Origin of the sequence: uncultured Duncaniella sp. (assembly GCF_910577345.1) — a bacterium.
Classification (GTDB): Bacteria; Bacteroidota; Bacteroidia; order Bacteroidales; family Muribaculaceae; genus Duncaniella.
Genome location: NZ_CAJTMT010000024.1, coordinates 1 through 25,782, shown reverse-complemented (window position 1 = coordinate 25,782; position 25,782 = coordinate 1). Strand labels below are relative to the sequence as shown.

The following is a 25,782-nucleotide window of genomic DNA, read 5'->3' as shown; positions in this document are numbered from 1 at the left end:
TACAGAAATTTTACATATAACATTAATTCCGACAACAATAATGAAACTTTGGAGCAAGGGTTTTGAACCCGACAAAATGATTGAAGAGTTCACTGTCGGCAATGACCGCGAACTCGACCTGCGCCTTGCCCGCTACGACGTCCAAGGCTCAATGGCCCATATCAGAATGCTTGAAAGCATCGGCCTTCTCACCTCCGAAGAACTTGATATACTCCTCAAGGCTCTCGGCGAAATCGCGGAAGTCATTGAGCGTGGAGAATTCACAATCGAACCCGGAGTGGAGGATGTCCACTCGCAGGTCGAGTTCATGCTCACCGCCAAACTCGGCGATGTCGGCAAGAAAATCCATTCCGGACGTTCGCGCAACGATCAGGTGCTCGTCGACCTCAAGCTCTTCATGCGCGACGAGCTGCGCAAAGTCGCAGAAGCTGTCAAACGCCTCTTTGACCGTCTGCAATCTCTCAGCGAGGAGTACAAGGATGTCCTCATGCCCGGCTACACCCATCTTCAGGTGGCCATGCCCTCATCGTTCGGCCTTTGGTTCGGAGCATACGCAGAATCCCTCGTGGACGACATGCAGATGCTCGTCGCAGCCTACAATGTGGCCAATCAGAATCCTCTCGGTTCCGCCGCAGGCTACGGTTCGTCATTCCCTCTCGACCGTGAGATGACCACACGTCTGCTTGGCTTCGAGACACTGCACTACAACGTTGTGGCCGCGCAGATGTCGCGCGGAAAGACAGAGCGGGCCGCCTCAATGGCCATCAGTGCCATTGCTTCCACACTCGGACATCTCGCGATGGACGTGTGTATGTGGATGTGTCAGAACTTCGGGTTCATTTCCTTCCCCGACGAACTTACCACAGGCTCGTCTATCATGCCTCACAAGAAGAACCCCGACGTATTTGAAATCATGCGCGGCAAGTGCAACCGCCTGCAGTCCATCCAGAATGAGATAGCCCTTCTGACAGCCAACCTTCCTCTCGGCTACAACCGTGACCTCCAGTTGCTGAAAGACATCATCTTCCCCGCCACAACAGAGATGATTTCATGTCTGGACATGGCCGATTTCATGTTGCAACACATCCGTGTGAAACGTGACATCATAGATGACACACGCTATGACTATCTCTTCACCGTAGAGGAAGTCAACCGTCTTGTTCTCGAAGGTATGCCTTTCCGTGAAGCATACAAGAAGGTCGGACTTGAAGTGCAGAACGGCACATATCACCCCGTCCGCTCTGTCCACCACACCCATGTGGGTTCAATCAACAACCTCTGCACACCCGAGATTGCCCTGAAATTCCAGAAGCTTTACGACAAAATCGTTTGTTGAAAAGTATGTGGAAAAAACTTTAGGTTTAAATATTACATATTAGTGAAAAGTTAGTATTTTTGCCAATAGAAATCATAACCAACAACTAATTATACACGCTAAGTATGTTAAACAACAAAGTTCAGGACGCTCTCAACGCCCAGATTAACGCAGAATTCTGGAGTGCATATCTCTATCTTTCAATGTCGCTCCACTTCGAAGCTGAAGGCAAGCCCGGTATCGCCAATTGGTTCAAAATCCAGTTCAAGGAAGAGCAGGACCATGCCACAATCTTCATGAACTACGTCAACCAGCGCGGTGGCCGCGTTGAGCTTAAAGCCATTGATGCCGTTCCCACTTCATGGGCAACTCCCCTCGATGCGTTCAAAGAGACTCTTGAGCACGAGAAGAAAGTGACTGCACTCATCAACGACCTCTATGCTCTCGCTGAGGCTGAAAAAGACTATGCAACCCGCGACCGTCTCAACTGGTTCGTAACCGAGCAGGTTGAGGAAGAGGACAACTGCCGCACTCTTATCGACAAGTTCTCGCTCATCGGCGACAACGGAATGGGTCTCTATATGCTCGATCAGGAACTTGCATCGCGCACCTACTCGACTCCTTCGCCCCTTGCTTCTTCAGCAGAATAATTCTATTTCAATCCACGGATTCAAGGGAGTTAAATGCCCTTAGCCCGCTGAAAGTGGAAATGAATTCAATACTCGAAGAGGGTACAGAAATTCAGAAATCACAAAAATAACATGTTTGTTTTTTGAGGTAACACAATATTATTTCCTCTTAAAACAAACATGTTATTTTTGTGATTTCTGAATTTCTGTACCCTGCTTTCCTCAGACAGCCTGATTACAAACAGCAGCCTGACGACGTGCGGGTTCCGGTATTTTGAAGCCGAGTCGGGCAACGATGACACTCATCACAGGGGTGAGTATATTGAACAGACAGCAGGGGAAATAAGCAAGAGTGCTGACTCCAAGCACGGTAGCTTGTGTGAGACCGCATGAATTCCAGGGAACGAGTACAGATGTCACGGAGATAGAATCTTCCATTGATCGGCTAAGCAATCGCGCTTCAAGGCCGTTTCGTTTATAAAGTGAACGATACATATTGCCGGTTATGATGAGCGAAAGATACTGGTCGGCTGTGAAGCAGTTCATTGCAAGACCGCTGCATACGGTGGCACCTACAATACTTGTGCGTCGGCGCAGACGGCGAGTGAAAGCATCGGTAAGTTTGGCAAGCATACCTGTCCCGATCATCACTGAGCCGAAGAACATCGCACTAAGGACAAGGAATACAGTCGGGAGCATCCCGAGAATACCTCCTGTGCTAACGAGACTGTCGAGAGACTCGCTTCCAGTCGACAGCGCCGAACCGCTCCACAGATTTGTCAACAGACCTGCCAAATCCATGCCTTCATGATTCTGGAATATAAAGATACCGGCCACACCCATTAGCGATGCAAGAGCAAGAACTATCAAAGTGGGCAGACGGAGCGCAATCAACACCATTGTGATGAAAGGTATCACAAGTGTCCACTGGCTGAGATTGAAAGTAGAATTCAACGCCCCGAGCATTGACCCTGCATCCGGATTATGGTCAACATCAGTGGTGAGACCCACAATCATAAACACTATGAGCGAGATACCCATTGCAGGAACGGTCGTGAACATCAGATAGCGGATATGCTCGAAAAGATCCACACCCGCAGTTGATGAAGCGACCACAGTCGTGTCGCTCAACGGAGATACCTTATCACCGAAATAAGCACCAGAGATAATAGCACCGGCAATCCACGGGTCACTGTAGCCCATCACCTCACCTATGCCCATGAAGGCTACACCAAGGGTGGCAATGGTGGTCCACGAACTACCTGTCATCACTGAAATAGCCGAGCAAACCACGCAGGCTATCACAAGAAACAGGCGCGGACTGAGAATCTGCAGACCGTAAGAAATCAACGTTGGCACCACTCCTGACAGCATCCACGTTGTAGCCACCATAGCTATACATATCAGAATCGGAATTGCGGGCAGAATCTGCATGGCACTGCGCTTAAGACCGACGGCGAGCCCCCTACGCGAGGCAACTCCACCCCAGACAGCAAGGCCAAGTCCAATTGCCGTAGAGGCAAGCAGAATCCAAGGGCCATACTCCGAAACGGCATCCGCACCGCTGAAAACAATTACACTTATAAGTGTAATGAAAAGAAAACTGACAGGAATAAGCGAAACTCCCAAAGAAGGGAGATTGCGAGAACCGAAAACACTGTTTTTATTCAACCTTCTACCAAAGTTAAGAGTGAAAAATATTATTTATCGGATAATGCTACATGTCTGATTAAACTTGTATGTCTGATTAAACTTGTCAACAATCCAAGCATGACATTTATATAAATCCATCATATCCATCGACAAAATTACTCAAAATCCACCACATATCCCACCCCCACTTAAACAAAACACCCTAAAAGCCCTGAACACATGTTAAAAATCAAGCACCTACCTTATTTATTTAATGGCAGGTCATTAATAACCATCCGTATTGCATATCAACAAATAATTTCTTTGTAGACTTCGATGGTCTGGAGGGCGATTTGGTCCCAGTCGTAGGGGGTGAGGTCGTAGGAACGGGATGGAGGTGTGGTATGGCATTTGCGCTGCATTGCGCGGGCGAGTTCATCGACGTTGCCGACAGGGTAGAAATCAGTCGGCGAGAGGGTGTCGAGTTTGTTGGCGGGGATGTCGCTCACAATGACATCGAGTCCATAGCTCATAGCCTCGAGAAGCGCGATGGGGAGGCCTTCGTGGTAGGAGGACATGACAAAGAGCGAGGCATTGCTCATGATTTGGTTGAGTTTCTCACCTTTGATGAATCCTGTGAGAACGACACCGTGGTCGCGGGCCTGTTTTTTGAGGGACTGTGAGTAGTCATCCTCGTGATCGCTGTCACCGGCAATGACGAGACGGTATGTTCCGGAAAGTCCGGATTTCGAATATGCGTCAATCAGATCATGGAAGCCTTTTTCTTTCACGAAGCGTCCGATTGCAAGTATATATGGGGTCCCGGCTATCCCAAGAGTTTCCAGATAATCTTTTGACTGCGATTTGACCGGACGGTTGACACCATTGAATATCAGTCGTGAATCCTTGTAGCCATACTCTTTTTCAAGAATACCGGCTATAACCTTTGAGATGACAATCACCCGGTTGCTGAAACGTGTGCCCCACCTTTCGCCAAGTTTTATGACAGTCTTTGCCATGCGTCCCCATTTCTGACGGTTATAGTCGGGACCATGATTGGTCATCACAGTCTTAAGGCCGAGCATACGGACGAAAGGCATGACGATGGAGGGACCGACGGCATGACAATGGACAATGTCGGGGTTGAGCGAACGGGCCTTTATGGCTGCGAGATATGTGTGGATGATTGCTTCAAGGCTCTTCTTGCGCGGAGCATAGACATCAATCAGTTTCACACCACGGTATTCACTCACACGGTTGTCGTCAGTGATATATGGCGTACGGCGTATGACCGTGACTTCATGCCCGAGGGCGACAATGCGCGGATACAACTCTTCACAATGAGTCTCAACTCCCCCGAGGATACGGGGAATACCTCTCGTCCCGATGACTACGATTTTCATACGTCCGAATAGATTTTTGTCGGTTATTCCTTTTCAATGTCACGCATCACGCCCTGACGGGGATCCTGACCCACATCATACCATTTCTTGTCGAGGATGGGTTTGAGACCGCGCATGGAGCGAAGTTTGTTTCTGACGGCCCACCCGAGCGGATGGCGGATATACTTGTGCATAACAGGCGAAGCTGTCCCGACCATCCAGCAGTTCTTTGGACAGCATCTCACCTTCTCGCGCACCTTGGCTGCTCGCTCGCTCGTCCAGATTTCCATGAAACCGGCATCGTGGATATTGCCCATCGAATCTTTCCACACCTTGTCCTCCAGTCCGTTGCAGGGATATACTTCTCCCCACGGGTCAATGAAGAAATTGGCGGAACCGGCCTCGCAGGGAAGCATTCGGCGATTGCCCTCGATGTAGTTGATGAGTCCCATGTTGAAGAAAGCACGGAACCACGACTTCGGATGCTTCTCGGCAAGCTGCCACTCGATAAGGGTCTCGAAGTTCTTGCATACGGTCTCGCGGTTGGTGATGACATTGTCATCCTTATGGAAATAGTATGAATTATGGAACGCTGCCGTGGCAAACTCCAGGCCAAGTGATTTCGAGAGCTGATAGAGGGCAAGCATATCCTCGGAATTGTTGTTGGAGACGGTGCATCCGAAACCAATATCCTTCACGCCCATATCCTTAAGTTTAAGGAGGGTGCGGAGACCCTTGTCGAAACCACCCTCGCGTCCGCGGAGTTCGTCGTTCTTGCGGCTGAGACCCTCGATGGAGATGCGGATACCGATGTTCGGGAAACGCTCGGCAAGCGCTATGACACGGTCCTCATACCATCCGGATGTAGAGATGACAATGCGGTCAGTATGACGGAAACATTCCTCGACAATCTCCGGAAGATCCTCGCGGATGAAGGGCTCGCCACCCGTGAGGTTTATGAATTTAAGTCTGGGAAGCGATTTAAGGTCGGAAGCCTTCAGTTCCTCACGCTTATCAGTGGGATATTGCCAGATATTGCACATCTGACAACGCATCGGGCATCTGTATGTAAGTATTATCGACGCATCGGTCGGTTGTATCTGTTTTTCCATCTATCAATTCAATCAATATATGTTAATGGTAATCCGCTACACTCCGTAGGCGGCTTTAAGCCGGTCGAAATGCGAGGCGGATGAGAACCGGCGGAGAGCATCGCGCTTGATTTCCTCGCGGTTCCATGTGTGTTCACAAGCTTCTATCAATTTTTCGCTCAAGTCACTTTCGTCGCCAGCCTTGAATATGAGACCGTCGCGACCATCTGAAATAAGTTCGGGTATGCCGCCTATCGAAGCTCCTACCACCGGGGTTCCCAGCGACAGCGATTCGATAACGCTAAGGGGATTATTCTCATACCAGACCGAGGGAATCACGGAGAACATCGCACCTTTGAGCAGACTTCCGACGCGATCACCCGGCAGCGGTCCTAAAAATTCAATATTACCACAGGCTGCATAGCGGCTCTTCAGCTCCTCGAAAAGCGGACCTCCACCTGCAACTTTCAGCCGATAAGGGAGGGCAGATGCAACTTTCAGAAGCAATCCGACACCTTTCTCCTCCGACAGACGGCCAACGAAACAATAGTACGGCTCACTGTCAACCGGGGCCTCAGATTTCTCATTTCCCACCAGACGGGCCGGGTCAATAAAGTTGCAGTTGACAAGGAGCTTGCGTTCGTCAAAACCACCCTTGACCATCATCCGCCTCATGAAATCACTGGGACAGATGAAGGTATCGACATTTTGCTGAAGCACACGGCGGTTCCACTTCATCGCTTCGAGCCAAGCCATCACGCTTGCGGAAAGAGAACCCTTCATGCAGCGCGTCCGCGCAACATTGACCACACTTCCACCCACACACTTCTCGCAGACCTCACCGGAGGCAAGACAATTGTAGGAAGGGCAGATGAGTTTATAGTCATGGAGAGTCCACACCACCCGCTTGCCACGCTCATGAGCCATTACGGCAAGCTGCGGGGAAAGATAGCTGTGGATGTTGTGGAGATGAACCACATCGGGGTTGAAATCATCGAGTATCTTGGCAAAAGACCTCCTTATGTCGCCCCCGCCGAGCATACGCCTGACAGCGGCAAGCTTTGCGGAGACAGGCCCAGAGAAATCAATCCCGCTTGCAAAGTAGGCCGACCAATCCGAGGGAATATTCTCGGGAAAATCCATAGAGAATATGGCAGTCTCATACCCCTGCTCACGGAGCAGACGTTCGAGATTGATAACGCATACGCAATCTCCACCGCGAGGGTAATAAAACTTGTTGACGATGAGTATTCTCGGTTTCATAGTCTCCTTTTCAAGCGTGGACGCGAACAAGGGATGACACAGAATGCCACACCCTCATTAATAAATTTTAAGATTAACACTTATTATAATAACTATCGGCAAGAATAAATATTGTGTCCTACGGATAACATTTGCAATCATTGATTCCAAAAATACCATGATGGAAATTTAGGTTTGCACTTTTTACAGAAATTCACTAACTTTGCTCCCTCTAAGTGTTTTTTATCTACTATCATGAGTAAAGAAGACGTAACCCACCGGGGTGTCATCGAGAAAGTGGAGAGAGGTTATCTTGTCATCCGCACAGAGGATGAATGCAAATGTGACGGCTGCGCCATCACTGCCCTGTGCAACAGCAACAACAGCAAAGGGAATGACAAGAAAGAACTTCTGACCATCGACACACCCTCAGCCGGCGACTACACCAGAGGCGAACGGGTGGAGGTGAGCGCCACCTCCGACTCGACCCTGCGCGCCACATGGTGGGCCCTCATCCTCCCGACCCTTATCTTCGGAGGCGCCATTGTCGGGCTTCGGCTCGGCTTCCCGACACTCGGCGGATGGTCGATAGCCCTCGCCTTCGTGGCCCTCGGCATCTATGATCTCTTCCTTTACAGGTTCCGCAAGAGCCTGGCCCAGAAAATCAGTTGGAAAATCAGAAAAATATGACGTTTTAAATTATTACCATGAATATTATAGTAACTTCAATCATCGTCCTCGGGATTATCGGAATTGTAGGCGCTGCCGTGCTCTACATTGTGGCCAAGCGCTTCCATGTCCATGAAGATCCCCGTATCGACCAAGTAGAAGCGCTCCTTCCGGGCGCCAACTGTGGAGGTTGCGGACGCAGCGGATGTCGCGACTTCGCGGCTGCATGTGTCTGTGCCGACACCCTCGACGGCCTTGCCTGTCCCGCATCGGGCAGCGCGGTCATGAAACAGATCGGCGACATCGTCGGCCTGACAGCAGCAGAGACCAAGCCGAAAATCGCAGTAATCAAGTGTAACGGTACCTGCGACCTTCGTCCCCGTCTCGCCCGTTTCGAAGGCGCACCCACCTGCGCCGTCCTTGCCTCGCTCGGCTCCGGTGAATCAGCCTGCCCCAACGGCTGTCTCGGATGTGGCGACTGCGTGGAAGCCTGTCCCTACGGTGCAATGAAGATGAACCTCGAAACCGGCCTTCCAGAAGTAATCGAAGACAAATGCGTAGGCTGTGGCGCCTGTGTGAAGGCATGTCCCCGCTCTATCATCGAACTCCGCAACAAGGGTCCGCGTGGCATGAGAGTCTACGTCGCCTGCTCCAACAAGGAAAAGGGCGCGGTGGCCATGAAGGCTTGCAAGGTGGCATGTATCGGTTGCTCGAAGTGTGCTAAAGAATGTACACACGATGCAATCACCATCGCCAACAACCTCTCATACATCGACTACGAGAAGTGTAAACTTTGCCGCAAGTGCGTCGACGTATGCCCCACCCATGCCATCCACGCCGTAAACTTCCCGGTAAAGAAGGCTCCAGCAAAAGAAAAAGTTGAAGAAACAGCCTGAAATCAAAAGACATGAAACTCCATACGTTTAAAATCGGCGGCGTGCATCCCGCCGAAAACAAAATTGCCGCCGGCAAACCCATCGAGAACATCCCTCTGCCCGAGGAAGTAGTGCTCCCCGTGGCTCAGCACATAGGCGCACCCGCCACTCCCATCGTCAAGAAGGGCGACAAGGTGAAGCGCGGCGACCGCGTGGCCGATGCAGGCGGTTTCGTATCAGCACCCGTCCACACCCCGATTTCGGGAACCGTCATGAAAATCGACGTCGCACGCACACCGCAAGGTATGCCCGTGCAGGCAATCTATATCAAGAGCGATGAAGCCGACCGCGCAGCCGATGCCGAGGCTATGGCCAACCGCGAGACCCCGCGTCGCACCGAAGCTGAAATCGCAGCCCTCGACGGCAAAGCAATCATCGACATCATCAAGAATGCAGGTATCGTCGGTCTCGGCGGTGCCACCTTCCCTGCCCATGTCAAGGTCTCGCCTCCTCCCGGCTCAAAGGCAGAAATCGTCATCATCAACGCCGCAGAGTGTGAGCCTTGTCTCTCATGCGACGACATGCTCATGCGCGAGAATCCCCGCCAGATTGTCAAAGGCGTTGAACTCCTCATGCGTGCAGCCGGTGTGGACCGCGCCGTAATCGCTATTGAAAACAACAAGCCCGAAGCCATCGCCGCCCTCACGGAAGCGTCATCGTCAGTCCCCGGACTCGAAGTGATGACCATGCAGGTGAAATACCCGCAGGGTGGTGAGAAGCAGCTCATCGAGGCTGTAATCGGCAAGGAAGTTCCCTCCGGCGGTCTCCCCATCGCTACGGGAGCCATCGTGCAGAACGTCGCCACCGCCTACGCTGTCTACCGCGCCGTTGTCCTCGACGAACCCCTCATGGACCGTGTGCTCACCCTCCATGACGGTGAGACCGGACGCAACCTCCGCGTGGCGCTCGGCACAATCCTCGCAACACTCGTCGACGGCAAGGAACCGGAAAAGATCATCCTCGGCGGCCCTATGATGGGACGCACCGCATCCACACTCCAGACTCCGATGATTAAGGGCACATCAGGCATTCTGCTCGACAGCCGCTATGCCCACCGTCGCCCCGCCGAAAACTGCATCCGCTGTGGAAAGTGTGTGGAAGTCTGCCCGATGGGCCTCGAACCCTTCCTTATCAGCACACTCTCGCGTCTGCACGAATGGGATGACGCCGAGGAGCAGAAGATTGCCAACTGTATAGAGTGTGGCTCCTGCAGCTACATCTGCCCAGCCTCCCGTCCGCTCGTCGACTACATCCGTCTCGGAAAAGCCAAGGTCATGGCCGCAATGCGCGCCCGTGCCGCAGCCAAGAAAGCGTAAGGCCACGGCTAAACTCCAAAAGTTCCACACCGTCCATAACAGCCTGACAGAAAAGGCTTGAAAATACAGAAGTCCGGAAGAGACATCTATTCCAACAATGAATGGATATATCTCTTCCGGACTTTTGTATTTTCGCCCTCGGCTTTATTTTTTTAATCATAAATAAATCCGTATATTTGCACTCGTATAACACATAACAAGTAAAACCCAATACCACAAACATATATGACCCACATTTCCGAACGCGTGCAGGCCTTGGCTCCGTCAGCCACCCTCGCAATGTCACAGAAAAGCAACGAGCTGAAAGCTCAAGGTGTCGATGTCATCAATCTCTCAGTCGGAGAGCCCGATTTCGAGACCCCCCACCACATCAAGGAAGCCGCCAAGCGCGCTATTGATGAGAACTTCACCTTCTACACACCTGTGCCCGGCTATATGTCGCTCCGCAAGGCCGTGTCAGAAAAACTCGCCAAGGAAAACGGTGTCACTTACGCACCTGAGCAGATTGTCGTGTCGAACGGAGCCAAGCAGGCCCTTTGCAACGTCATCCTCGCCACAATCAACCCCGGCGACGAGGTCATCATCCCGATGCCCGCATGGGTGAGCTATGTCGAGATGGTGAAACTCGCTGGAGGAAAGACCGTAGAGATTCTCGCCGACATCCATCAGGATTTCAAAATCACTCCCGCACAGCTTGAGGCAGCCATCACCCCGGCGACCCGCATGATTCTGCTCTGCTCGCCGTCCAACCCGACAGGCAGCATCTACTCCAAGGAGGAGCTTCAGGGACTCGTCGACGTTCTCGCAAAACACCCCGACATCATGGTCCTCGCCGATGAAATCTATGAGCACATCAACTTCACCGGCTCATTCACTTCACTCGCTTCATTCCCCGAAATCGCTGACCGCACCATCATCATCAACGGTGTATCGAAAGCCTACGCGATGACCGGCTGGCGTATCGGCTACTGCGCTGCCCCGCAGTGGCTTGCAAAGGCCGTGACCAAGCTTCAGGGTCAGTACACCTCGAATGCATCCTCTATCGCACAGAAAGCTGCCGAAGCCGCGTATACCGGCCCGCAGGAGTGCATCGCAGAGATGAACAAGGCATTCGAACGCCGCCGCGACCTCGTGGTCGAACTCGCATCGCAGATTCCCGGACTGAAAGTCAACCGCCCGCAGGGTGCCTTCTACCTCTTCCCCGAAGTGAGTGCCTACGTCGGCAAGACCACTCCTGAAGGCAACAAGATTGCAAGCTCCGCCGACCTCGCCATGTATCTTCTTGAGAAAGGCCATGTTGCAACCGTCGACGGCGGTGCATTCGGCATGGAAGGCTACATCCGTCTCAGCTACGCTACTTCCGACGACAACCTCCGCGAAGCCATGCGCCGCATCGCCGAGACCCTCGCCTCACTGAAATAACCCACCAAATCAGAAACCAGACAAGAAATAGTGTCTGAAAAGACAATATAAATAGAAACGAACAATGGATTTCATTGAAGAACTCACCTGGCGTGGCATGATCCACACTGTCATGCCCGGAACAGATGAACAGCTCAAAAAAGGCATGACAACTGCCTACCTCGGCATCGACCCCACCGCCGACAGTCTGCATATCGGCCACCTCTGCGGTGTGATGATGCTCCGCCACTTCCAGCGCTGCGGCCACAAGCCTCTGGCACTCGTCGGCGGCGCTACCGGCATGATTGGCGACCCCTCCGGCAAGAGCGCTGAGCGCAACCTGCTCGACGAGGCTACTCTCCGCCACAATCAGGATGCAATCAAGAAGCAGCTTGCCAAGTTCCTCGACTTCGACAGCGATGCGCCCAACAAGGCAGAGATGGTCAACAACTATGACTGGACCAAGGATGTCACCTTCCTCGATTTCGCCCGTGAAATCGGCAAGCATATAACCGTCAACTACATGATGGCCAAGGACTCCGTGCAGAAGCGCCTCAACGGCGAGGCCCGCGACGGTCTCAGCTTCACCGAGTTCACCTATCAGCTCCTCCAGGGATTTGACTTCTATACCCTCTACAAGGATAAGAACTGCAAGCTTCAGCTCGGCGGTTCGGACCAGTGGGGCAACATCACCACCGGCACCGAGCTTATCCGCCGCAAGCTTGGAGGCGAGGCCTACGCACTCACCTGCCCGCTCATCACCAAGGCCGACGGCGGCAAGTTCGGCAAGACTGAGAGCGGCAACGTATGGCTCGACGCCCGCTACACCTCACCCTACAAGTTCTATCAGTTCTGGCTCAACGTTTCGGACGCTGATGCCGAAAAGTACATCAAAATCTTCACTGAGCTTACCCGCGAAGAGGTCGAAGCTCTCGTCGAGGAACAGGCACAGAACCCCGGCGCACGTCCCTTACAGAAGCGACTCGCCAAAGAAGTGACCACAATGGTTCACTCCGCCGAAGAATATGAGGCTGCCGTCGAGGCATCGCAGATTCTTTTCAGCAACCACGCCAACGAAACCCTCCGCAAGATTGACGAGGCCACACTCCTCGCCGTGATGGAAGGCGTTCCGCAGTTCGAGGTGCCCCGCAGTGCCATCGAAGAAGGCACGAAGCTCGCCGACCTTCTCACCGACGTCGCTCCCGTATTCCCCTCGAAGGGCGAGATGCGCAAGATGGTCCAGGGCGGTGGCGTGAGCATCAACAAAGAGAAAATCTCTGACCCCTACGCACCTGCGACAACCGACATGCTCCTCAACGACAAGTATATCCTCGTCCAGCGCGGAAAGAAGAACTACTTCCTCCTCCACATCGCTGACTGACGGAAGCACAACTGAAAGAAAGGTACATAAATTCATGACCGGTCAATTCTACCGGTTATGAATTTATGTACCTTTTTTAACTATATGAACACATGAACGGACATACAATATTCATGACTTTGACAGCGTTATAAAAAGTGATGAATCATTGCTTTTCCACATTTCTGCGTCCGTTTATCCTGCTCATGGTTCTCCTCGGAGGGAGCTGTGGGTCAGTTTTGTGCCAGAATCTGAACGATAAGCTGATGAACCGTCCGTATGCCGACATGCGCCGCTGGCACCTCGGCTTCTCTGTGGGAATCCACACGCAGGATTTCACATTCACCCACAACGGCTTCGTTAGCGAAACCGGTGAGCAGTGGTTTGTCGACCAACCCTCTTTTCAGCCCGGATTCTGCGTGAACGGTCTGATTGACTACAGATTGGGGACATATTTCAATCTCCGTTTCACTCCGGGCATGTATTTCGGCAACCGCGACATCACGATGCGTGAATACAATTCCGGGACCGAACGCCGTCAAAATCTCAAATCCGCCCTCATAGTCCTTCCCTTCGACCTTAAATTCTCCAGTCTGCGCTATCGCAACTCGCGCCCATATATCACAGCCGGTGTCATGCCGACATTCAATGTCGCCAAACAGGGCAACGACTACCTCCGCACCAAGACCTCCGACTTCTTCCTCACCTGCGGATTCGGCTGCGATTTCTACCTCCCCTACTTCAAATTCAACCCTGAGATAAAATTCTGCTTCGGCCTTGGCGACAACCTTGTCCATGACCGTTCCGATATTGCTGAGGAGCCGGACAAACTTGTCATATCACAGTCTCTCAAAAAGGCCGTTTCCAAAATGGTCGTCCTAACCTTCTATTTCGAATGACACACAGAAGCCACATTATATATATAGCCGTCTGCGCTGTGCTGCTCCTTCTGTCCGTCACTCCGAAGGCCAATGCTCAGGGCGATGCACTGCTTACGCAGTACTGGGCACTCCCGACCTACTATAACCCCGGAGCCGTGGGCGACACTGACTATCTGCGCATCCGTGGCGGCGCCCGCCTCCAATGGATGGGCATCGACAACGCTCCGCGCAGCTTCATCGCAGCCGCCGATATGCCGTTCAAACTCGGCAATCGCCGTCTCGGAACCGGTCTCGTTGTCCAGCAGGAATCCTACGGTCTGTTCCACAACTTCACCCTCGACGCTCAGATAGGCTACAAACTGAAAGTTCTGAAAGGGGAATTGACGGTAGCACTCTCACTCGGCCTTTACAACCAGCAGTTCAAGGGATCGGAAGTCTACATTCCTGATGATGACAACTTCCATGACTCAGCCGATGATGCCATCCCTACTCGCGATGTGGCCGGAAACGCTTTCGACATCGGCATCGGAGCCTTCTATGTCCACAAGAAATTCTGGGCAGGACTCTCCATCCTCCACGCCAACAACCCTACAGTCACCTTCTCAAGCGACACGGAAACCTCATCGCGCACCGGTGAAACAGGTGACGGCTCCACATCGGAAATGGCCAAAAACTATCAGTTCACAGCCTCACGCTCAGCTTATTTCATGGCCGGAAGCAATATTCCGATAAAAAATACGTTATTTGAAGTGATACCGTCACTCATGGTGCGCAGTGATTTCACCACCACTGATTTCCAGCTTACAGGACGTGTCCGCTACAATAAGCTTTTCACCGCCGGTCTGGGCTACCGCTACAACGATGCCCTCTCCATAATGCTCGGTGCGGAAATCAAGGGTATCTTCATTGGCTACAGCTATGACTATCACCTTTCCGACATCGCCAAAGCCTCGTCAGGGAGCCATGAACTCGTAGCGGGCTACAACCTTAAACTCGATTTCTCAGAAAAAAATCGCCACAAACACAAGAGCATACGCATAATGTAACTTATGAAAAAACTACTCCACATACTTCTCGCTCTCATAATCCTCTCCGCAGCCGTCTCCTGCGCTACCGGAAGCCGTAGCGCCATGGGTGGCGAAGTGACGGGAGTAGGAGCCATGCACTGGACCGAACCCACCCCCTACGGGATGGTGCTCGTGTCGAGAGGCTCCGTCAAGATGGGCCCTGCCAAGGCCGACTCGCTCTGGAATCTCGAAGCCGACCCGCGCGGTGTGTCAGTCGACGCTTTCTGGATGGACGAGACTGAAATCACCAACTCAAAATACAAGCAGTTTGTCTTCTGGGTGCGCGATTCAATCATCCGCGAACGCCTTGCTGATCCCGCCTACGGTGGCAACGAGGAGTTCAAGATTGAAGAGGACCGCGAAGGCAACCCTGTCACACCTCATCTCAACTGGGCCAAGGCAATTCCCTGGCGCAACGCCAACGAGGATGAACAGCGTGCCATCGAGAGCCTCTACCGCACCAACCCCATCACAGGAGTGCGCGAACTTGACCCCGAGCAGCTCAACTACCGCTACGAGGTCTACAACCACACTGAGGCTGCCCGTCGCAAGCACCGCATGAACCCCGCACGTCGTGAATACAACACCGATAAGCCAGTTCCCACCGACATTCCCGTCATCTCCAAAGATACCGCCTACATCAACGATGAAGGTGAAATCATCCGTCAGACCATCACCCGTGGCCTCACAGGCGACTTCGATTTCGTGAACACCTATATTGTCAATGTCTACCCCGACACAACCGCTTGGATTAATGACTTTGACAATGCCTACAACGAACCTTACGTCCGCCTCTACTTCTCACACGGTGGCTACAATGACTATCCCGTTGTCGGCGTAAGCTGGGAGCAGGCTACTGCCTTCGCCAACTGGCGCACCGACTTCCTCCGCCGTTCGCTCGGACGCGAGGGTGTGTATGTGGAACCTTACCGTCTCCCCACCGAGGCTGAATGGGAATACGCGGCCCGTGCAGGAAAGAGCGAGAACATGTATCCCTGGGACGGCGACCTGCCGCTCACAGAGGATCAAGGCTGTTTCTATGCAAACTTCAAGCCCCAGGAAGGCAACTTCGTGCAGGATGGCCAGCTCATCACCTCGCGCGTCGGAACCTATTCGCCCAATGACTTCGGCCTCTACGACATGGCCGGCAACGTCAGCGAATGGACTTCCACTGCCTTCACCGAAAGCGTCAGCAAGCTCACGAGCGACCTCAATCCCGAATACCGCTACGATGCAGCGCAGGAGGACCCCTACAAGATGAAGCGCAAGATTGTCCGCGGCGGTTCGTGGAAGGATGTTGCCCATAATATCCGTTCCGACATCCGCATGTGGGAATACCAGAATGAGCAGCGCTCCTACATCGGTTTCCGCTGCGTACGTTCGCAGATAGGCTTCGCCAAGGGCACCAAAGCCAAGAAATAGCACTCCAACTCTACCTCAACTAACCTTTAATCCAATCGCCTTATGACCAAAGATAAGATAAAAGACAAAATAGGCACCATCATGACATGGGAAGGGGGACAGCGCCTCTTCAACTTCGCCTACAGCATCGGTGCGGCCATCGTAATCTGGGGTGCCCTCTTCAAAATCCTCCACCTTCCCGGTGGCAATACCCTCCTCTGTATCGGTATGGGTACCGAGGTCCTTATGTTTATCCTCACCGCCTTTGACCGTCCCCCGAAGGAATATCATTGGGAAGATGTGTTCCCCGAACTTGACGGCCGTGAGGCTAATGGTCGTGTCATAGCCGGAGGTGCCGGAAACAGTGTTGCGCTTGACTCATCTGCCCGTGAGTCGGTCGGCCTTCCCTCTGCCGTCGATCTCAGCGAGGAGGATCGCCTGTCGCTTTCCGACAGCATCCGCCGCATGTCGGCCGCTGCCGAACAGCTTTCAAAAATGGCTGAGCTCACCACAGCAACCCAGGAATATCTCTCCCAGATGTCGGCTATCTCAGCTCAGATGGACCAGTTGCGTCAGACAACTGAAGCCCTCAACTCCGTTTCGTCTGTCCTGCTTGACAGCTACCGCGCCATCACTGAGAACTCCGCCTCTATTACCGAAAACTCGCGTGGCTACATCGAGCGCATGGGTGACCTCAACCGCAATCTCGGCGGCCTCAACACCATCTATGAGATTCAGCTCAAAAGCGTATCTACACAGCTCGACTCCATCGACCGCGTCAACCGTGGTATCAAGGACATACGCGACATGTATGAGAAGAGCGCATCGCAGAGCGCCCGCTACTGCGAGGAGACCGAGAAGATGGCCCGCTACATGCAGCAGCTCAACCAGGTCTATGAGAAGATGCTCCACGCCATGACCATCAACATGTATCGTCCGATGATGAGCGACATTCCCGGCGCTCAGTCGTCAGGCTCAGTCAACTGATCCGGCAGGTCTCATCCGTTCTATCGGCCCTATTAGTCTTATTCGCCCCTAAAATAAAGAAATCTAAATGGCAGAATCAGTAGTCAGGCTCTCCCCGAGGCAGAAGATGATAAACCTCATGTATATCGTCCTCACAGCCATGCTTGCGCTCAACGTGTCGAGCGACGTGCTCGACGGCTTTGTGCAGGTTGAGGATGGCCTCGCGCGCACGAATGCAACTGTAGGCAAGCGCAACGATGCCATATACTCCCAACTCGAATCCTTCACTGAGCAGAACCCCGAAAAGGGTGCCCCCTGGCTCTCGAAAGCTACTGATGTCCGTAAGCGCGCAGCTTCACTCTACGCTCTTGTTGACTCCCTTAAACTGGCAATCGTCGTCGAAGCCGACGGTCCGGAAGGCAATCCTGCAGAAATCAACCGTCGCGATGACCTGGAGTCAGCGGCAGTTGTCATGCTCTCACCCGGAGCCAAGGGTGGCAAGATGCTTCACAGCGCCATGGATTCCTACCGTGACTTCATCACATCGCTCATCCCCGACACCATCAAGCGCGCAAGCATATCCGAATCCCTTTCGACCGCGCCGTTCAAGCGCCCAGGCACTGTCACTCCCCAACTTTGGGAAGAAGCAAAGTTCGAGAATCAGCCTGTGGTCGCCGCAGTGACCCTCCTCACCAAACTCCAGAACGACATTCGCTATGCCGAAGGCGAGGCTCTCGCCAACCTCCTCGCGGCTGTCGATGCAGGCGACGTGCGCGTCAATGAAATCAACGCTTTCGTCATTCCTCAGTCACGGATGGTGATGCGTGGTGGCAAGTACAGCGCTAACATTGTGCTTGCAGCCGTCGACACCACCGCGCGTCCTGAAATCTTCGTAGGCGGCAAACAGCTCGGCAACGACAAGGGTCTCTATGAATTCGTCACATCATCGACCGGTACGTTTGACTACAGCGGTTACCTTGAAGTCACCCACGGCGACGGCACATCCACCCGCCATCCCTTCTCGTCAAGCTACACCGTCATGGAACCTACAGCTACCGTATCGGCAACAATGATGAACGTGCTTTACGCAGGTATCGACAACCCCATGAGCATCTCTGTCCCCGGAGTTCCCATGAACGCCGTGAGCGCGACCATGACCAACGGCACTCTTACCCGCAAGGGTGACGCATGGGTTGCACGCCCTGCCAAAGTAGGCGAAAACGCCACCCTCACAGTCACCGCCAACATTGATGGCCGTCCGCAGACAGTGGCAACCACAACGTTCCGCGTCCGTAAGCTCCCCGACCCCGTGGCCTTCATCACCTACGCCGGTACAAACGGCGCGAAAGAGCGCTACAAAGGTGGACGTCCCATCTCAAAGACACTCCTCACTTCCGCACCCGGCATTGACGCCGCCATCGACGACGATATGCTCAACATCGACTTCCAGGTCCTCGGCTTCGAAACCGTCTTTTTCGACCAGATGGGCAACGCCATTCCGGAAGTCTCACAGGGGGCAGCCTTCTCGCAGCGTCAGAAGGACCAGTTCAAGCGCCTGTCCCGCGGAAAGCGATTCTATATCTCACGCATCCGCGCCAAGGGACCCGACGGCATAGAGCGCGTCCTCAGCCCGGTCGAAGTAATTGTAAACTAATCAGGATTTTCTCCGAAAATACACCATAACCACCCGTCAATGAAGAAGTTTCTCCTTACAGCCATAGCAATGTTCATCTCGGCCTCTGTCTTCGCGCAGGAATCGAGTTCGAGCAGCGTCGTGCGCCGTCGTTCCGCCGACGACCGCAACGCATCAAAGACAACATCGGGAGTGACCCAACGAATGCAGTCGCACTATGCAGACTCACCCGTCAGCGATTCCGAACTGCAGTGGATGCGCGTCATGTACCGCCAGCTCGACCTGATGAAAGACGAGAATGCAGCCCTCTACTACCCAGACGAACCTATCGACGGACAGGAGAACCTCTTCCGCATCATCCTCGGACGTATGGCCAACAACGAACTTGGAGGCTATGAATACCTCGATGGACGTGAGATGTTCACTGACAACTACAAGGTCAACATGCGCGATGTCCTTGACCGCTTCCACATCCTCTACACAGATGCGAAAGGCTCGACCGAGCGCAATCCGCGTTTCGTCATCGAGGAAGCCGATGTGCCTGCCTCTGAAGTGTTGAGCTACTACATCATCGAACGTTGGGAATTCGACAAGCGTCAGAACCGTATGCGCACCCGCATCGAGGCCATCTGCCCTGTCCTCCATCGTTCGGGTGATTTCGGTGGGGAAGCAGTGAAATACCCCATGTTCTGGGTGAAGTACGATGAGCTCCGCCCCTATCTCACCACTCAGAATATCTTCACCAACGACGACAACAACCTCGCATCCTGCACCTACGACGACTTCTTCCAGCTCGGTCTCTATAAGGGTGACATCTACAAGACCCGCAATCTGAAAAACCGTTCGCTGATGCAGCTCCATCCCGATCCGGACGAGCTTGCACACGCGCAGGACAGCATACAGAAGCGCCTCGACACGTTTGAAGACAAGCTTTGGGTTCCATCGCTCGAAGAGCTTACCGCACGACGTGAGGCCGCTGAAAAGGCCGAGCTCGCTGCTGCCGGAACTGAAGTTGCAGCCACCGGAGCAGAGGGTGAATCCATTGATAACGCCACACCTGCACCGACAGTCCGCTCAGCACGTTCAAAACGCGGCACAAAGACCACATCAACCCCCAAGGCCAAACCGGCAAAAGTGAAAAAAGCCAAGGCTCCGAAGGCAAGTTCATCGTCAGCCGTGCGCTCTGTCCGCAACCGTCGCCGATAACTCTATCCCTGACCTCCCTCTTCATTCATCACATATTAGCGTCCGTCAATCAAAAGACGATCTACTCTCCCGCCCGGACACCGTCATCTCCAAACAAAGACCTTTCTCACAGCTTGCTTATCTAAAGGTCAGATGACACCGCCCAGCGGGAGAGTTTTTTCCTCCCTACCCTCTCCCCGCCCGGAAAGGAAATGTTCATGCCCCCATGAAGGAAGGGCACATGTCCACCCATGCAGGAAAGGAACAAAAGGACATAAGAGCAGAAGGAATATAAGTTTTAAAGGTTATGAAAATTCATCCATAACTCAAAAAACTTATGTTCCTTCTGCTCTTATGTCCTTATGTACCCTTCCTTCAATAAGAATCAAAAAGGTAGATGTTTATTCCTCTACTTCATCATATTTCTGGAAGAGGAAATCATTGTAGGGGAAGCGCGAGAGGTGAATCTCCTTAGCGCGTTCGTAGAGCATGTGTTTAAGCTCTTCTATATTCGTTCCTTTCTTGGCTGAGATGAACACGCAATCGTGTGGCAGACGGGCCATCCACATGCGCTCAAGTTCCTCCAGGGAGACATTCTCGCGTGTCTGGGGAGTGAGGTCATTCTCATCCTTGGGAGTATATGTGAAGGCATCAATCTTGTTGAACACCATTATCATCGGCTTCTCGGCACCATTGCAGACCTCACGCAAAGTCTTGTCGACAACCTCTATCTGCTCCTCGAAATTGGGATGAGAGATGTCGACAACATGGACGAGCAGGTCGGCCTCGCGCACCTCGTCGAGAGTCGATTTGAATGAATCAACAAGGTGTGTCGGGAGCTTGCGGATAAATCCGACTGTATCCGTAAGGAGGAAGGGAAGATTGTCAATGATAACCTTGCGGACGGTCGTATCGAGAGTTGCAAACAGCTTGTTTTCAGCAAACACATCGCTCTTGCTCAACACATTCATCAGCGTGGACTTTCCGGCATTGGTATAGCCTACAAGAGCCACACGCGTGAGCTTGCCACGGTTCTTGCGCTGTACGGCTTTCTGTTTGTCAATGTCACGCAATTGCTCCTTCAGCCATGAAATGCGGTTGAGGATGATACGGCGGTCGGTCTCGATCTGAGTCTCACCGGGGCCACGCATACCGATACCGCCTCGCTGACGTTCGAGGTGGGTCCACATTCGGGTGAGTCGAGGCAACAGATACTGGTATTGCGCCAGCTCCACCTGCGTCTTTGCATTCGCCGTGCGGGCGCGTTTTGCGAATATATCAAGGATAAGGCTTGTACGGTCGAGAATCTTCACCTTAAGCTCACGCTCGATATTCAGAACCTGCTTCGAGCTGAGATCATCATCAAAGATAGCCATACCTATGTCATTGTCCTCGATATAGGCACGAATCTCCTCAAGCTTACCCTTGCCCACGAATGTACGCGGATTGGGATAAGGGAGCTTCTGCATGAAGGTCTTGACAGTCTCCGCTCCCGCCGTATCGGCCAGGAAAGCGAGTTCGTCAAGGTATTCCGTAGCTTTCGCCTCATTCTGCTGTTCGGTGATGAGCCCGACAAGCACTGCGCGCTCCGTCACCTCTTCGTTTAATATCTGGTCAATCATAATTGATTCTGGATTCTTTCTTTATTGGGATTCTTGATATAGAATTGATGAGTATGTCACAAAGATAACAAATTTCCCTGAAAAAGAGTGCTCTCTTTCAGGGAAGTTTTATCAGTAAAGTTATATGGTCGAAGACAATTATGATAACATCAAGCAGCAGATTCAGCCTCTTTATGTCGTTTTATCGATGACGATAGCATACAATTCGCTACCGACCAAACCACAATATCAAGAATCACTATTATATTTATATTCATGTCAAAGCAAGAAGCCATGAAGAAATTTGCAATAGTGAAAAGCGCTGAAACACTGACAATACTAATCATCGCCATGTGAGGTTTCATGCCCAATGCAAGCAATTTATGATGTATGTGACTTTTATCAGGTAAAAATGGACTCCTGTGTTGACGTATGCGTAACAAGTATACCCTAACTACGTCAAAGCATGGGACAATTAGAGGTGAAAACGCTATAATTGAAGGATTCACACCCACAAGTTCTACTGATGGATGCACATAAAGAATCGTACCAAGCACACCAAGAATTAGACCAATAGTTAATGAACCGGTATCACCCATGAAAATTTTCCTGTGTTTGGTGACATCGCCAAAAACATTATAGTAGAAGAACGGCACCAAAACTCCTAATGTCGCAAAACTAACGATCGCTAAGGCATATTCCCCCAAAAACATAAAACTTATCCCGTATATCATACATGCCATCGAACTTAGACCTGATGCAAGTCCGTCAATACCATCTATTAAATTTACAGCATTAATCAAAAAGACCAATATTATAATTGTAAATGGATAACCAAACCATGGGGAAACCTCTCCAATACCTAAAATTCCACCAAGCGTAGAAAACCAGACTCCTCCACCAATTAAAAATATAGCACAAAATATTTGCACCACGAACTTAGCTCGGTACTTAATACCAATCAAATCATCAGCAATTCCCACAAGATAGAGGAGTTCAAGAGCTATGAATGCAGAAAGAAGAGGCATATAGCTTTCAGCAAGTACGTTGCCAAAAGCATTGAATCCTAATTTTTGATTTGCCTCAAGCAAAACCGCTATAGACACAAGAATAACCGGAACAAAAGCAATCCCTCCAAGACGAGGCACAAGGCCCTTATGAATTTTTCGTTCATTCACCTCGTCAAATAAATTCCTGCGATATGCAATCAGCAAAATCTGTGGGATTAGCACTCCGGTCAATAACGCACATAATGCGAAAATCACGAAAGAATTAATAAACCAATATCCCATAAATAATAGTTTCTGTTTTATGTTTTTACCTTAGATATAACAATTAAACAAACAAAAAGATATAATTACAACAATTAAAAGTTACAAATCACTGTAACAATTAATATTTTTATTAAATTATCCAATTTTCAATCTTGCAAAAACGATGAAAACCAACAAAATACAACATCTAAAACAAAAATACGAAATCGGATATTTTTGCAAATATAGGTATTTTAATTCAAATTTAGCATACGAAAAAACATTTTTGCAGTCTACAAAACAGCAAATCTCATAGACATCTACCCATAATCGCTACTATTACAGCAATATAATCTCTACACAAAAACTATTACAGTATCGAAAAAACGCAAGGAATAGCCGGTGGCTATTCCTTGCCGGTCCACTTCGGAAGAGTGAAGATGTATTCCAGACCACCTTTGGAGCGGTTATGGACAGAGATTGTGCCGCCGAGCGACACAATGGTGCTCTTGACAATAGGAAGACCCAGACCTGTACCGCCCATCTTGCGCGAACGACCGGTATCAACCCTGTAGAAACGTTCGAAGAGGTGAGGAATGTGCTCTTCGCCTACACCGTTACCGTTGTCATAGAAGCTGAACACATAGAAGCGCTCGTTTTCCGATATGAGCTTCATGCCGATTTCAGTTCCGCCAGAATGAAGGGCCGCATTCCTGATAAGACCGCATATCATGCCTTGCAGGAGGCTGTAATTGCCTGAAACCTCACATTCAAGCGGAATATCGAAACTGAATTCCATATTTCCGGCAAGGTTATTGGCAGGGAGGTCATAGTCAATCTGATAGACAAGGTCATGCATATTGACACGGTCGACTGCAATCATGTCGGCACCGTTCTCCAGACGAGTCATTGTCGACACATCGTTGAGCAGCGATGTCAGACGCTCCACATTCGAAAGCATTCTTTCAAGGAAACGTGTGCGGGTCTCTGTATCCATGTCGGGATCGGCAAGGATCGATTCAAGGTAGCCACGGATGATTCCGACAGGGGTCTTGATTTCGTGGTTGATATTGTTGGTCATCTGACGCGACATCTTCGCCTTCTCCTCAATCGCATGGATAGCGATACGGCGCTCACGTTTGATTGCCTCAAGACTCTTGTTGCGTTCATGATAGAACTTAAGTATCTCGCGCGATATGTCGCCAAGCTCGTTTCGCGGGAATTCATAATCCTCCCTTACCTTACCGCCGGATGCGGCATTGTAGGCAAACTCGCGCAGCAACACGACATTCCTTGACAACACACGGGTGGCAAAGTAAGCGATTATCAACGTCGCAATAAGCGCGATGACTATTATTATCCACACAGTGTGGTCAATATCAATCGCATCATGGACATGCTCGCTGTAGGGCATTGCCGTGCAGATGTCAACACGGCCATCATCGCTTTGCACCTTTGAGAAGAAATACAACTGGTCGTCATCACGACCCACAATTCTCTCGCTCGTCGGTGTTTCCGGATCGTCCATACCGACCATGTGGGAACGCAGGACGTCCACCTCATCCATCTCAAGCGGAATAGGAGTTCCGAGAGAGTAGTAAAGCCGGCCGTCGCGATAGACACTCACCCTTACACCATCGAAGATGGAGCCTTGGAAGAACTGCTGGATAAAGGCAAGAAACGATCGCAGGTTAATATCCTGACGGTAGGCGTCAAGTATTCGGCTGTCAATAATGTCAAGTTCGGCATTGAAAACCTTGGTCCTGTAATCCGCCTCTCGTTTGTATTGATAGAAGATTATAAGACCGAAAACTATGCAGAGCGCTGTCGCAATCGGCAGGAAAAGTCGCCACTGGTAATTAATCCTTCTCCTTAAAGCCATAGCCGAATCCCAGTCGTGTCTCGATATTGTTACCGTAATTACCAATCTTCTTGCGAAGGCGGGTGATATTGGTGTCAATCGTGCGGTTGGTCACCACGACATCATCGGCCCACACATGGCGGATAATCTCCTCTCGCGAATAGATGCGGTTGCGGTGGGTAAGGAAGAAGTTCAGAATCTCGAATTCAGTCTTGGTCAGAGCCACTTTTTCGCCGTCGAGATAACAAACCTTGTCATTCGGGTCGATGTGTAGTCCCTGATAGATGATCTGAGGCTCAAGACCGTCGTTGACAGCGGCGGGAGCGGCCTCGCGGGCGCGACGTGCAATCTGTGTGCGGCGCAACACAGCGTTGACGCGGGCAATCATTTCGCTTATCTTGAAAGGCTTGGTGATATAGTCGTCCGCTCCGATATTGAGTCCCATCACTGTATCGTCCTCTCCATTAAGCGCCGAACAGAATATGATGGGCACATCTTCCATCTCCGAAGAATTGCGCAGGCGTTTGGCAAAGTCAAAACCGCTCAGACGCTCCATCATTATGTCAACGATAAACAGATCGTAGGGCGTAAGATCCATCTCGAGGGCTTCTTCCGCACTGTAGGCGGTGTCCACTTGATAGCCCTCTTTTTGAAGATTGTATTTTAGGATTTCGCAGATTGATTCTTCGTCATCAATCACTAATAGGCGGGTACTCATTTAAATATATTTTACCGGTTAACGGGTCGACAAGACATCTTCAGGCCACACCGGATGAGGCCCAGAATGTCCCTTTCGCCCAAATAGTTTTCGAGTGCTAAATTACAGTATTTTTTTGACCTTCTATGTTAACTTTTGTTAAATCCATCTATACCATGAACTTTTAACACCCGGCATGGTTATAAAGGTAAGTTACTATATTTGCACTGTGTTTTCATGGTATTAGATTTAAGGTTAAAAAACA

The 25,782-nt window shown here is 51.3% G+C and carries 21 protein-coding genes; 13 read left to right on the top strand and 8 right to left on the bottom strand.

The window, feature by feature from the left end; translation table 11 throughout:
- The first annotated feature begins 40 nt into the window (after positions 1-40).
- On the top strand, positions 41-1,336 hold the full coding sequence (gene argH, locus QZ310_RS10285; protein WP_297072450.1) for an argininosuccinate lyase: 1,296 nt from the start codon (positions 41-43) through the stop codon (positions 1,334-1,336).
- A 104-nt stretch (positions 1,337-1,440) separates the two neighbouring features.
- Entirely contained in the window at positions 1,441-1,965 is a 525-nt protein-coding gene (locus tag QZ310_RS10280) for a ferritin (protein WP_297072448.1), read from the top strand.
- A 201-nt stretch (positions 1,966-2,166) separates the two neighbouring features.
- Here the strand turns inward: QZ310_RS10280 and QZ310_RS10275 are convergent, their stop codons facing one another.
- The 4 genes from QZ310_RS10275 to QZ310_RS10260 form a co-directional block, all read right to left on the bottom strand.
- Positions 2,167-3,615, bottom strand: coding sequence for a Na+/H+ antiporter NhaC family protein (locus QZ310_RS10275; RefSeq protein ID WP_297072446.1), 1,449 nt, complete (start codon positions 3,613-3,615; stop codon positions 2,167-2,169).
- Positions 3,616-3,884: 269 nt separating this feature from the next.
- On the bottom strand, positions 3,885-4,979 hold the full coding sequence (locus tag QZ310_RS10270; RefSeq protein ID WP_297072444.1) for a glycosyltransferase family 4 protein: 1,095 nt from the start codon (positions 4,977-4,979) through the stop codon (positions 3,885-3,887).
- Positions 4,980-5,002: 23 nt separating this feature from the next.
- Complete coding sequence (locus QZ310_RS10265; protein WP_297072441.1) at positions 5,003-6,070, bottom strand: radical SAM protein; 1,068 nt, start codon at positions 6,068-6,070, stop codon at positions 5,003-5,005.
- Between the two features lie 36 nt (positions 6,071-6,106).
- Positions 6,107-7,312 (bottom strand): glycosyltransferase, encoded by a 1,206-nt coding sequence (locus QZ310_RS10260; protein ID WP_297072439.1) that lies wholly within the window; start codon positions 7,310-7,312, stop codon positions 6,107-6,109.
- Positions 7,313-7,546: 234 nt separating this feature from the next.
- Between QZ310_RS10260 and QZ310_RS10255 the strand changes: the two genes are divergently transcribed.
- The 11 genes from QZ310_RS10255 (at position 7,547) to gldN (ending at position 20,126) form a co-directional block, all read left to right on the top strand.
- On the top strand, positions 7,547-7,981 hold the full coding sequence (locus QZ310_RS10255) for a SoxR reducing system RseC family protein (protein WP_297072437.1): 435 nt from the start codon (positions 7,547-7,549) through the stop codon (positions 7,979-7,981).
- 23 nt (positions 7,982-8,004) lie between these two features.
- Positions 8,005-8,856 carry an RnfABCDGE type electron transport complex subunit B gene (locus QZ310_RS10250; protein WP_297072489.1) on the top strand — a complete coding sequence of 284 codons (852 nt, stop codon included), beginning with the start codon at positions 8,005-8,007 and terminating at the stop codon, positions 8,854-8,856.
- Positions 8,857-8,867: 11 nt separating this feature from the next.
- Complete coding sequence (gene rsxC / locus QZ310_RS10245; protein ID WP_297072435.1) at positions 8,868-10,211, top strand: electron transport complex subunit RsxC; 1,344 nt, start codon at positions 8,868-8,870, stop codon at positions 10,209-10,211.
- Positions 10,212-10,436: 225 nt separating this feature from the next.
- On the top strand, positions 10,437-11,633 hold the full coding sequence (locus tag QZ310_RS10240; protein ID WP_297072433.1) for a pyridoxal phosphate-dependent aminotransferase: 1,197 nt from the start codon (positions 10,437-10,439) through the stop codon (positions 11,631-11,633).
- Between the two features lie 64 nt (positions 11,634-11,697).
- The gene (tyrS, locus tag QZ310_RS10235) at positions 11,698-12,993 is read left to right on the top strand and encodes a tyrosine--tRNA ligase (RefSeq protein WP_297072431.1); all 1,296 of its coding nucleotides are present in this window, start codon (positions 11,698-11,700) and stop codon (positions 12,991-12,993) included.
- A gap of 140 nt (positions 12,994-13,133) precedes the next feature.
- Entirely contained in the window at positions 13,134-13,871 is a 738-nt protein-coding gene (locus QZ310_RS10230; protein WP_297072428.1) for a porin family protein, read from the top strand.
- A complete protein-coding gene (locus tag QZ310_RS10225) occupies positions 13,868-14,899 on the top strand; it encodes a type IX secretion system membrane protein PorP/SprF (protein WP_297072425.1) in 1,032 nt (343 codons plus the stop codon). The genes QZ310_RS10230 and QZ310_RS10225 overlap by 4 nt, the downstream gene beginning before the upstream one ends.
- A gap of 3 nt (positions 14,900-14,902) precedes the next feature.
- Positions 14,903-16,342, top strand: a complete 1,440-nt coding sequence (locus QZ310_RS10220; RefSeq protein ID WP_297072422.1) for an SUMF1/EgtB/PvdO family nonheme iron enzyme — start codon at positions 14,903-14,905, stop codon at positions 16,340-16,342.
- Between the two features lie 42 nt (positions 16,343-16,384).
- Positions 16,385-17,308 carry a gliding motility protein GldL gene (gene gldL, locus QZ310_RS10215; RefSeq protein WP_297072420.1) on the top strand — a complete coding sequence of 308 codons (924 nt, stop codon included), beginning with the start codon at positions 16,385-16,387 and terminating at the stop codon, positions 17,306-17,308.
- Between the two features lie 67 nt (positions 17,309-17,375).
- Positions 17,376-18,941: a gliding motility protein GldM gene (gldM, locus tag QZ310_RS10210; protein WP_297072418.1), complete on the top strand. Its 1,566-nt coding sequence runs from the start codon at positions 17,376-17,378 to the stop codon at positions 18,939-18,941.
- A 39-nt stretch (positions 18,942-18,980) separates the two neighbouring features.
- Entirely contained in the window at positions 18,981-20,126 is a 1,146-nt protein-coding gene (gene gldN, locus QZ310_RS10205; protein WP_297072415.1) for a gliding motility protein GldN, read from the top strand.
- A 380-nt stretch (positions 20,127-20,506) separates the two neighbouring features.
- On the opposite strand, the gene hflX is transcribed toward gldN, so the two are convergent.
- From hflX to QZ310_RS10185, 4 genes are all read right to left on the bottom strand, one after another.
- A complete protein-coding gene (hflX, locus tag QZ310_RS10200; protein WP_297072413.1) occupies positions 20,507-21,727 on the bottom strand; it encodes a GTPase HflX in 1,221 nt (406 codons plus the stop codon).
- 149 nt (positions 21,728-21,876) lie between these two features.
- Positions 21,877-22,998, bottom strand: coding sequence for an MraY family glycosyltransferase (locus QZ310_RS10195; RefSeq protein ID WP_297072412.1), 1,122 nt, complete (start codon positions 22,996-22,998; stop codon positions 21,877-21,879).
- Positions 22,999-23,365: 367 nt separating this feature from the next.
- Positions 23,366-24,841 carry a HAMP domain-containing sensor histidine kinase gene (locus QZ310_RS10190; RefSeq protein ID WP_297072410.1) on the bottom strand — a complete coding sequence of 492 codons (1,476 nt, stop codon included), beginning with the start codon at positions 24,839-24,841 and terminating at the stop codon, positions 23,366-23,368.
- Positions 24,819-25,538 carry a response regulator transcription factor gene (locus tag QZ310_RS10185; protein WP_297072408.1) on the bottom strand — a complete coding sequence of 240 codons (720 nt, stop codon included), beginning with the start codon at positions 25,536-25,538 and terminating at the stop codon, positions 24,819-24,821. Before QZ310_RS10185 ends, QZ310_RS10190 begins: the two co-directional genes overlap by 23 nt.
- Between the last annotated feature and the right edge of the window lie 244 nt (positions 25,539-25,782).

Excerpts from the sequence above, each read along its gene's own strand:
- QZ310_RS10195 (WP_297072412.1), bottom strand. The coding sequence starts at position 22,998 with ATGGGATATTGGTTTATTAATTCTTTCGTGATTTTCGCATTATGTGCG.
- tyrS (WP_297072431.1), top strand. The coding sequence starts at position 11,698 with ATGGATTTCATTGAAGAACTCACCTGGCGTGGCATGATCCACACTGTC.
- QZ310_RS10185 (WP_297072408.1), bottom strand. The coding sequence starts at position 25,538 with ATGAGTACCCGCCTATTAGTGATTGATGACGAAGAATCAATCTGCGAA.
- gldM (WP_297072418.1), top strand. The coding sequence starts at position 17,376 with ATGGCAGAATCAGTAGTCAGGCTCTCCCCGAGGCAGAAGATGATAAAC.
- QZ310_RS10270 (WP_297072444.1), bottom strand. The coding sequence starts at position 4,979 with ATGAAAATCGTAGTCATCGGGACGAGAGGTATTCCCCGTATCCTCGGG.
- rsxC (WP_297072435.1), top strand. The coding sequence starts at position 8,868 with ATGAAACTCCATACGTTTAAAATCGGCGGCGTGCATCCCGCCGAAAAC.
- gldL (WP_297072420.1), top strand. The coding sequence starts at position 16,385 with ATGACCAAAGATAAGATAAAAGACAAAATAGGCACCATCATGACATGG.
- QZ310_RS10230 (WP_297072428.1), top strand. The coding sequence starts at position 13,134 with ATGAATCATTGCTTTTCCACATTTCTGCGTCCGTTTATCCTGCTCATG.
- QZ310_RS10240 (WP_297072433.1), top strand. The coding sequence starts at position 10,437 with ATGACCCACATTTCCGAACGCGTGCAGGCCTTGGCTCCGTCAGCCACC.
- gldN (WP_297072415.1), top strand. The coding sequence starts at position 18,981 with ATGAAGAAGTTTCTCCTTACAGCCATAGCAATGTTCATCTCGGCCTCT.
- hflX (WP_297072413.1), bottom strand. The coding sequence starts at position 21,727 with ATGATTGACCAGATATTAAACGAAGAGGTGACGGAGCGCGCAGTGCTT.
- argH (WP_297072450.1), top strand. The coding sequence starts at position 41 with ATGAAACTTTGGAGCAAGGGTTTTGAACCCGACAAAATGATTGAAGAG.
- QZ310_RS10280 (WP_297072448.1), top strand. The coding sequence starts at position 1,441 with ATGTTAAACAACAAAGTTCAGGACGCTCTCAACGCCCAGATTAACGCA.
- QZ310_RS10225 (WP_297072425.1), top strand. The coding sequence starts at position 13,868 with ATGACACACAGAAGCCACATTATATATATAGCCGTCTGCGCTGTGCTG.
- QZ310_RS10190 (WP_297072410.1), bottom strand. The coding sequence starts at position 24,841 with ATGGCTTTAAGGAGAAGGATTAATTACCAGTGGCGACTTTTCCTGCCG.
- QZ310_RS10255 (WP_297072437.1), top strand. The coding sequence starts at position 7,547 with ATGAGTAAAGAAGACGTAACCCACCGGGGTGTCATCGAGAAAGTGGAG.
- QZ310_RS10265 (WP_297072441.1), bottom strand. The coding sequence starts at position 6,070 with ATGGAAAAACAGATACAACCGACCGATGCGTCGATAATACTTACATAC.
- QZ310_RS10260 (WP_297072439.1), bottom strand. The coding sequence starts at position 7,312 with ATGAAACCGAGAATACTCATCGTCAACAAGTTTTATTACCCTCGCGGT.
- QZ310_RS10220 (WP_297072422.1), top strand. The coding sequence starts at position 14,903 with ATGAAAAAACTACTCCACATACTTCTCGCTCTCATAATCCTCTCCGCA.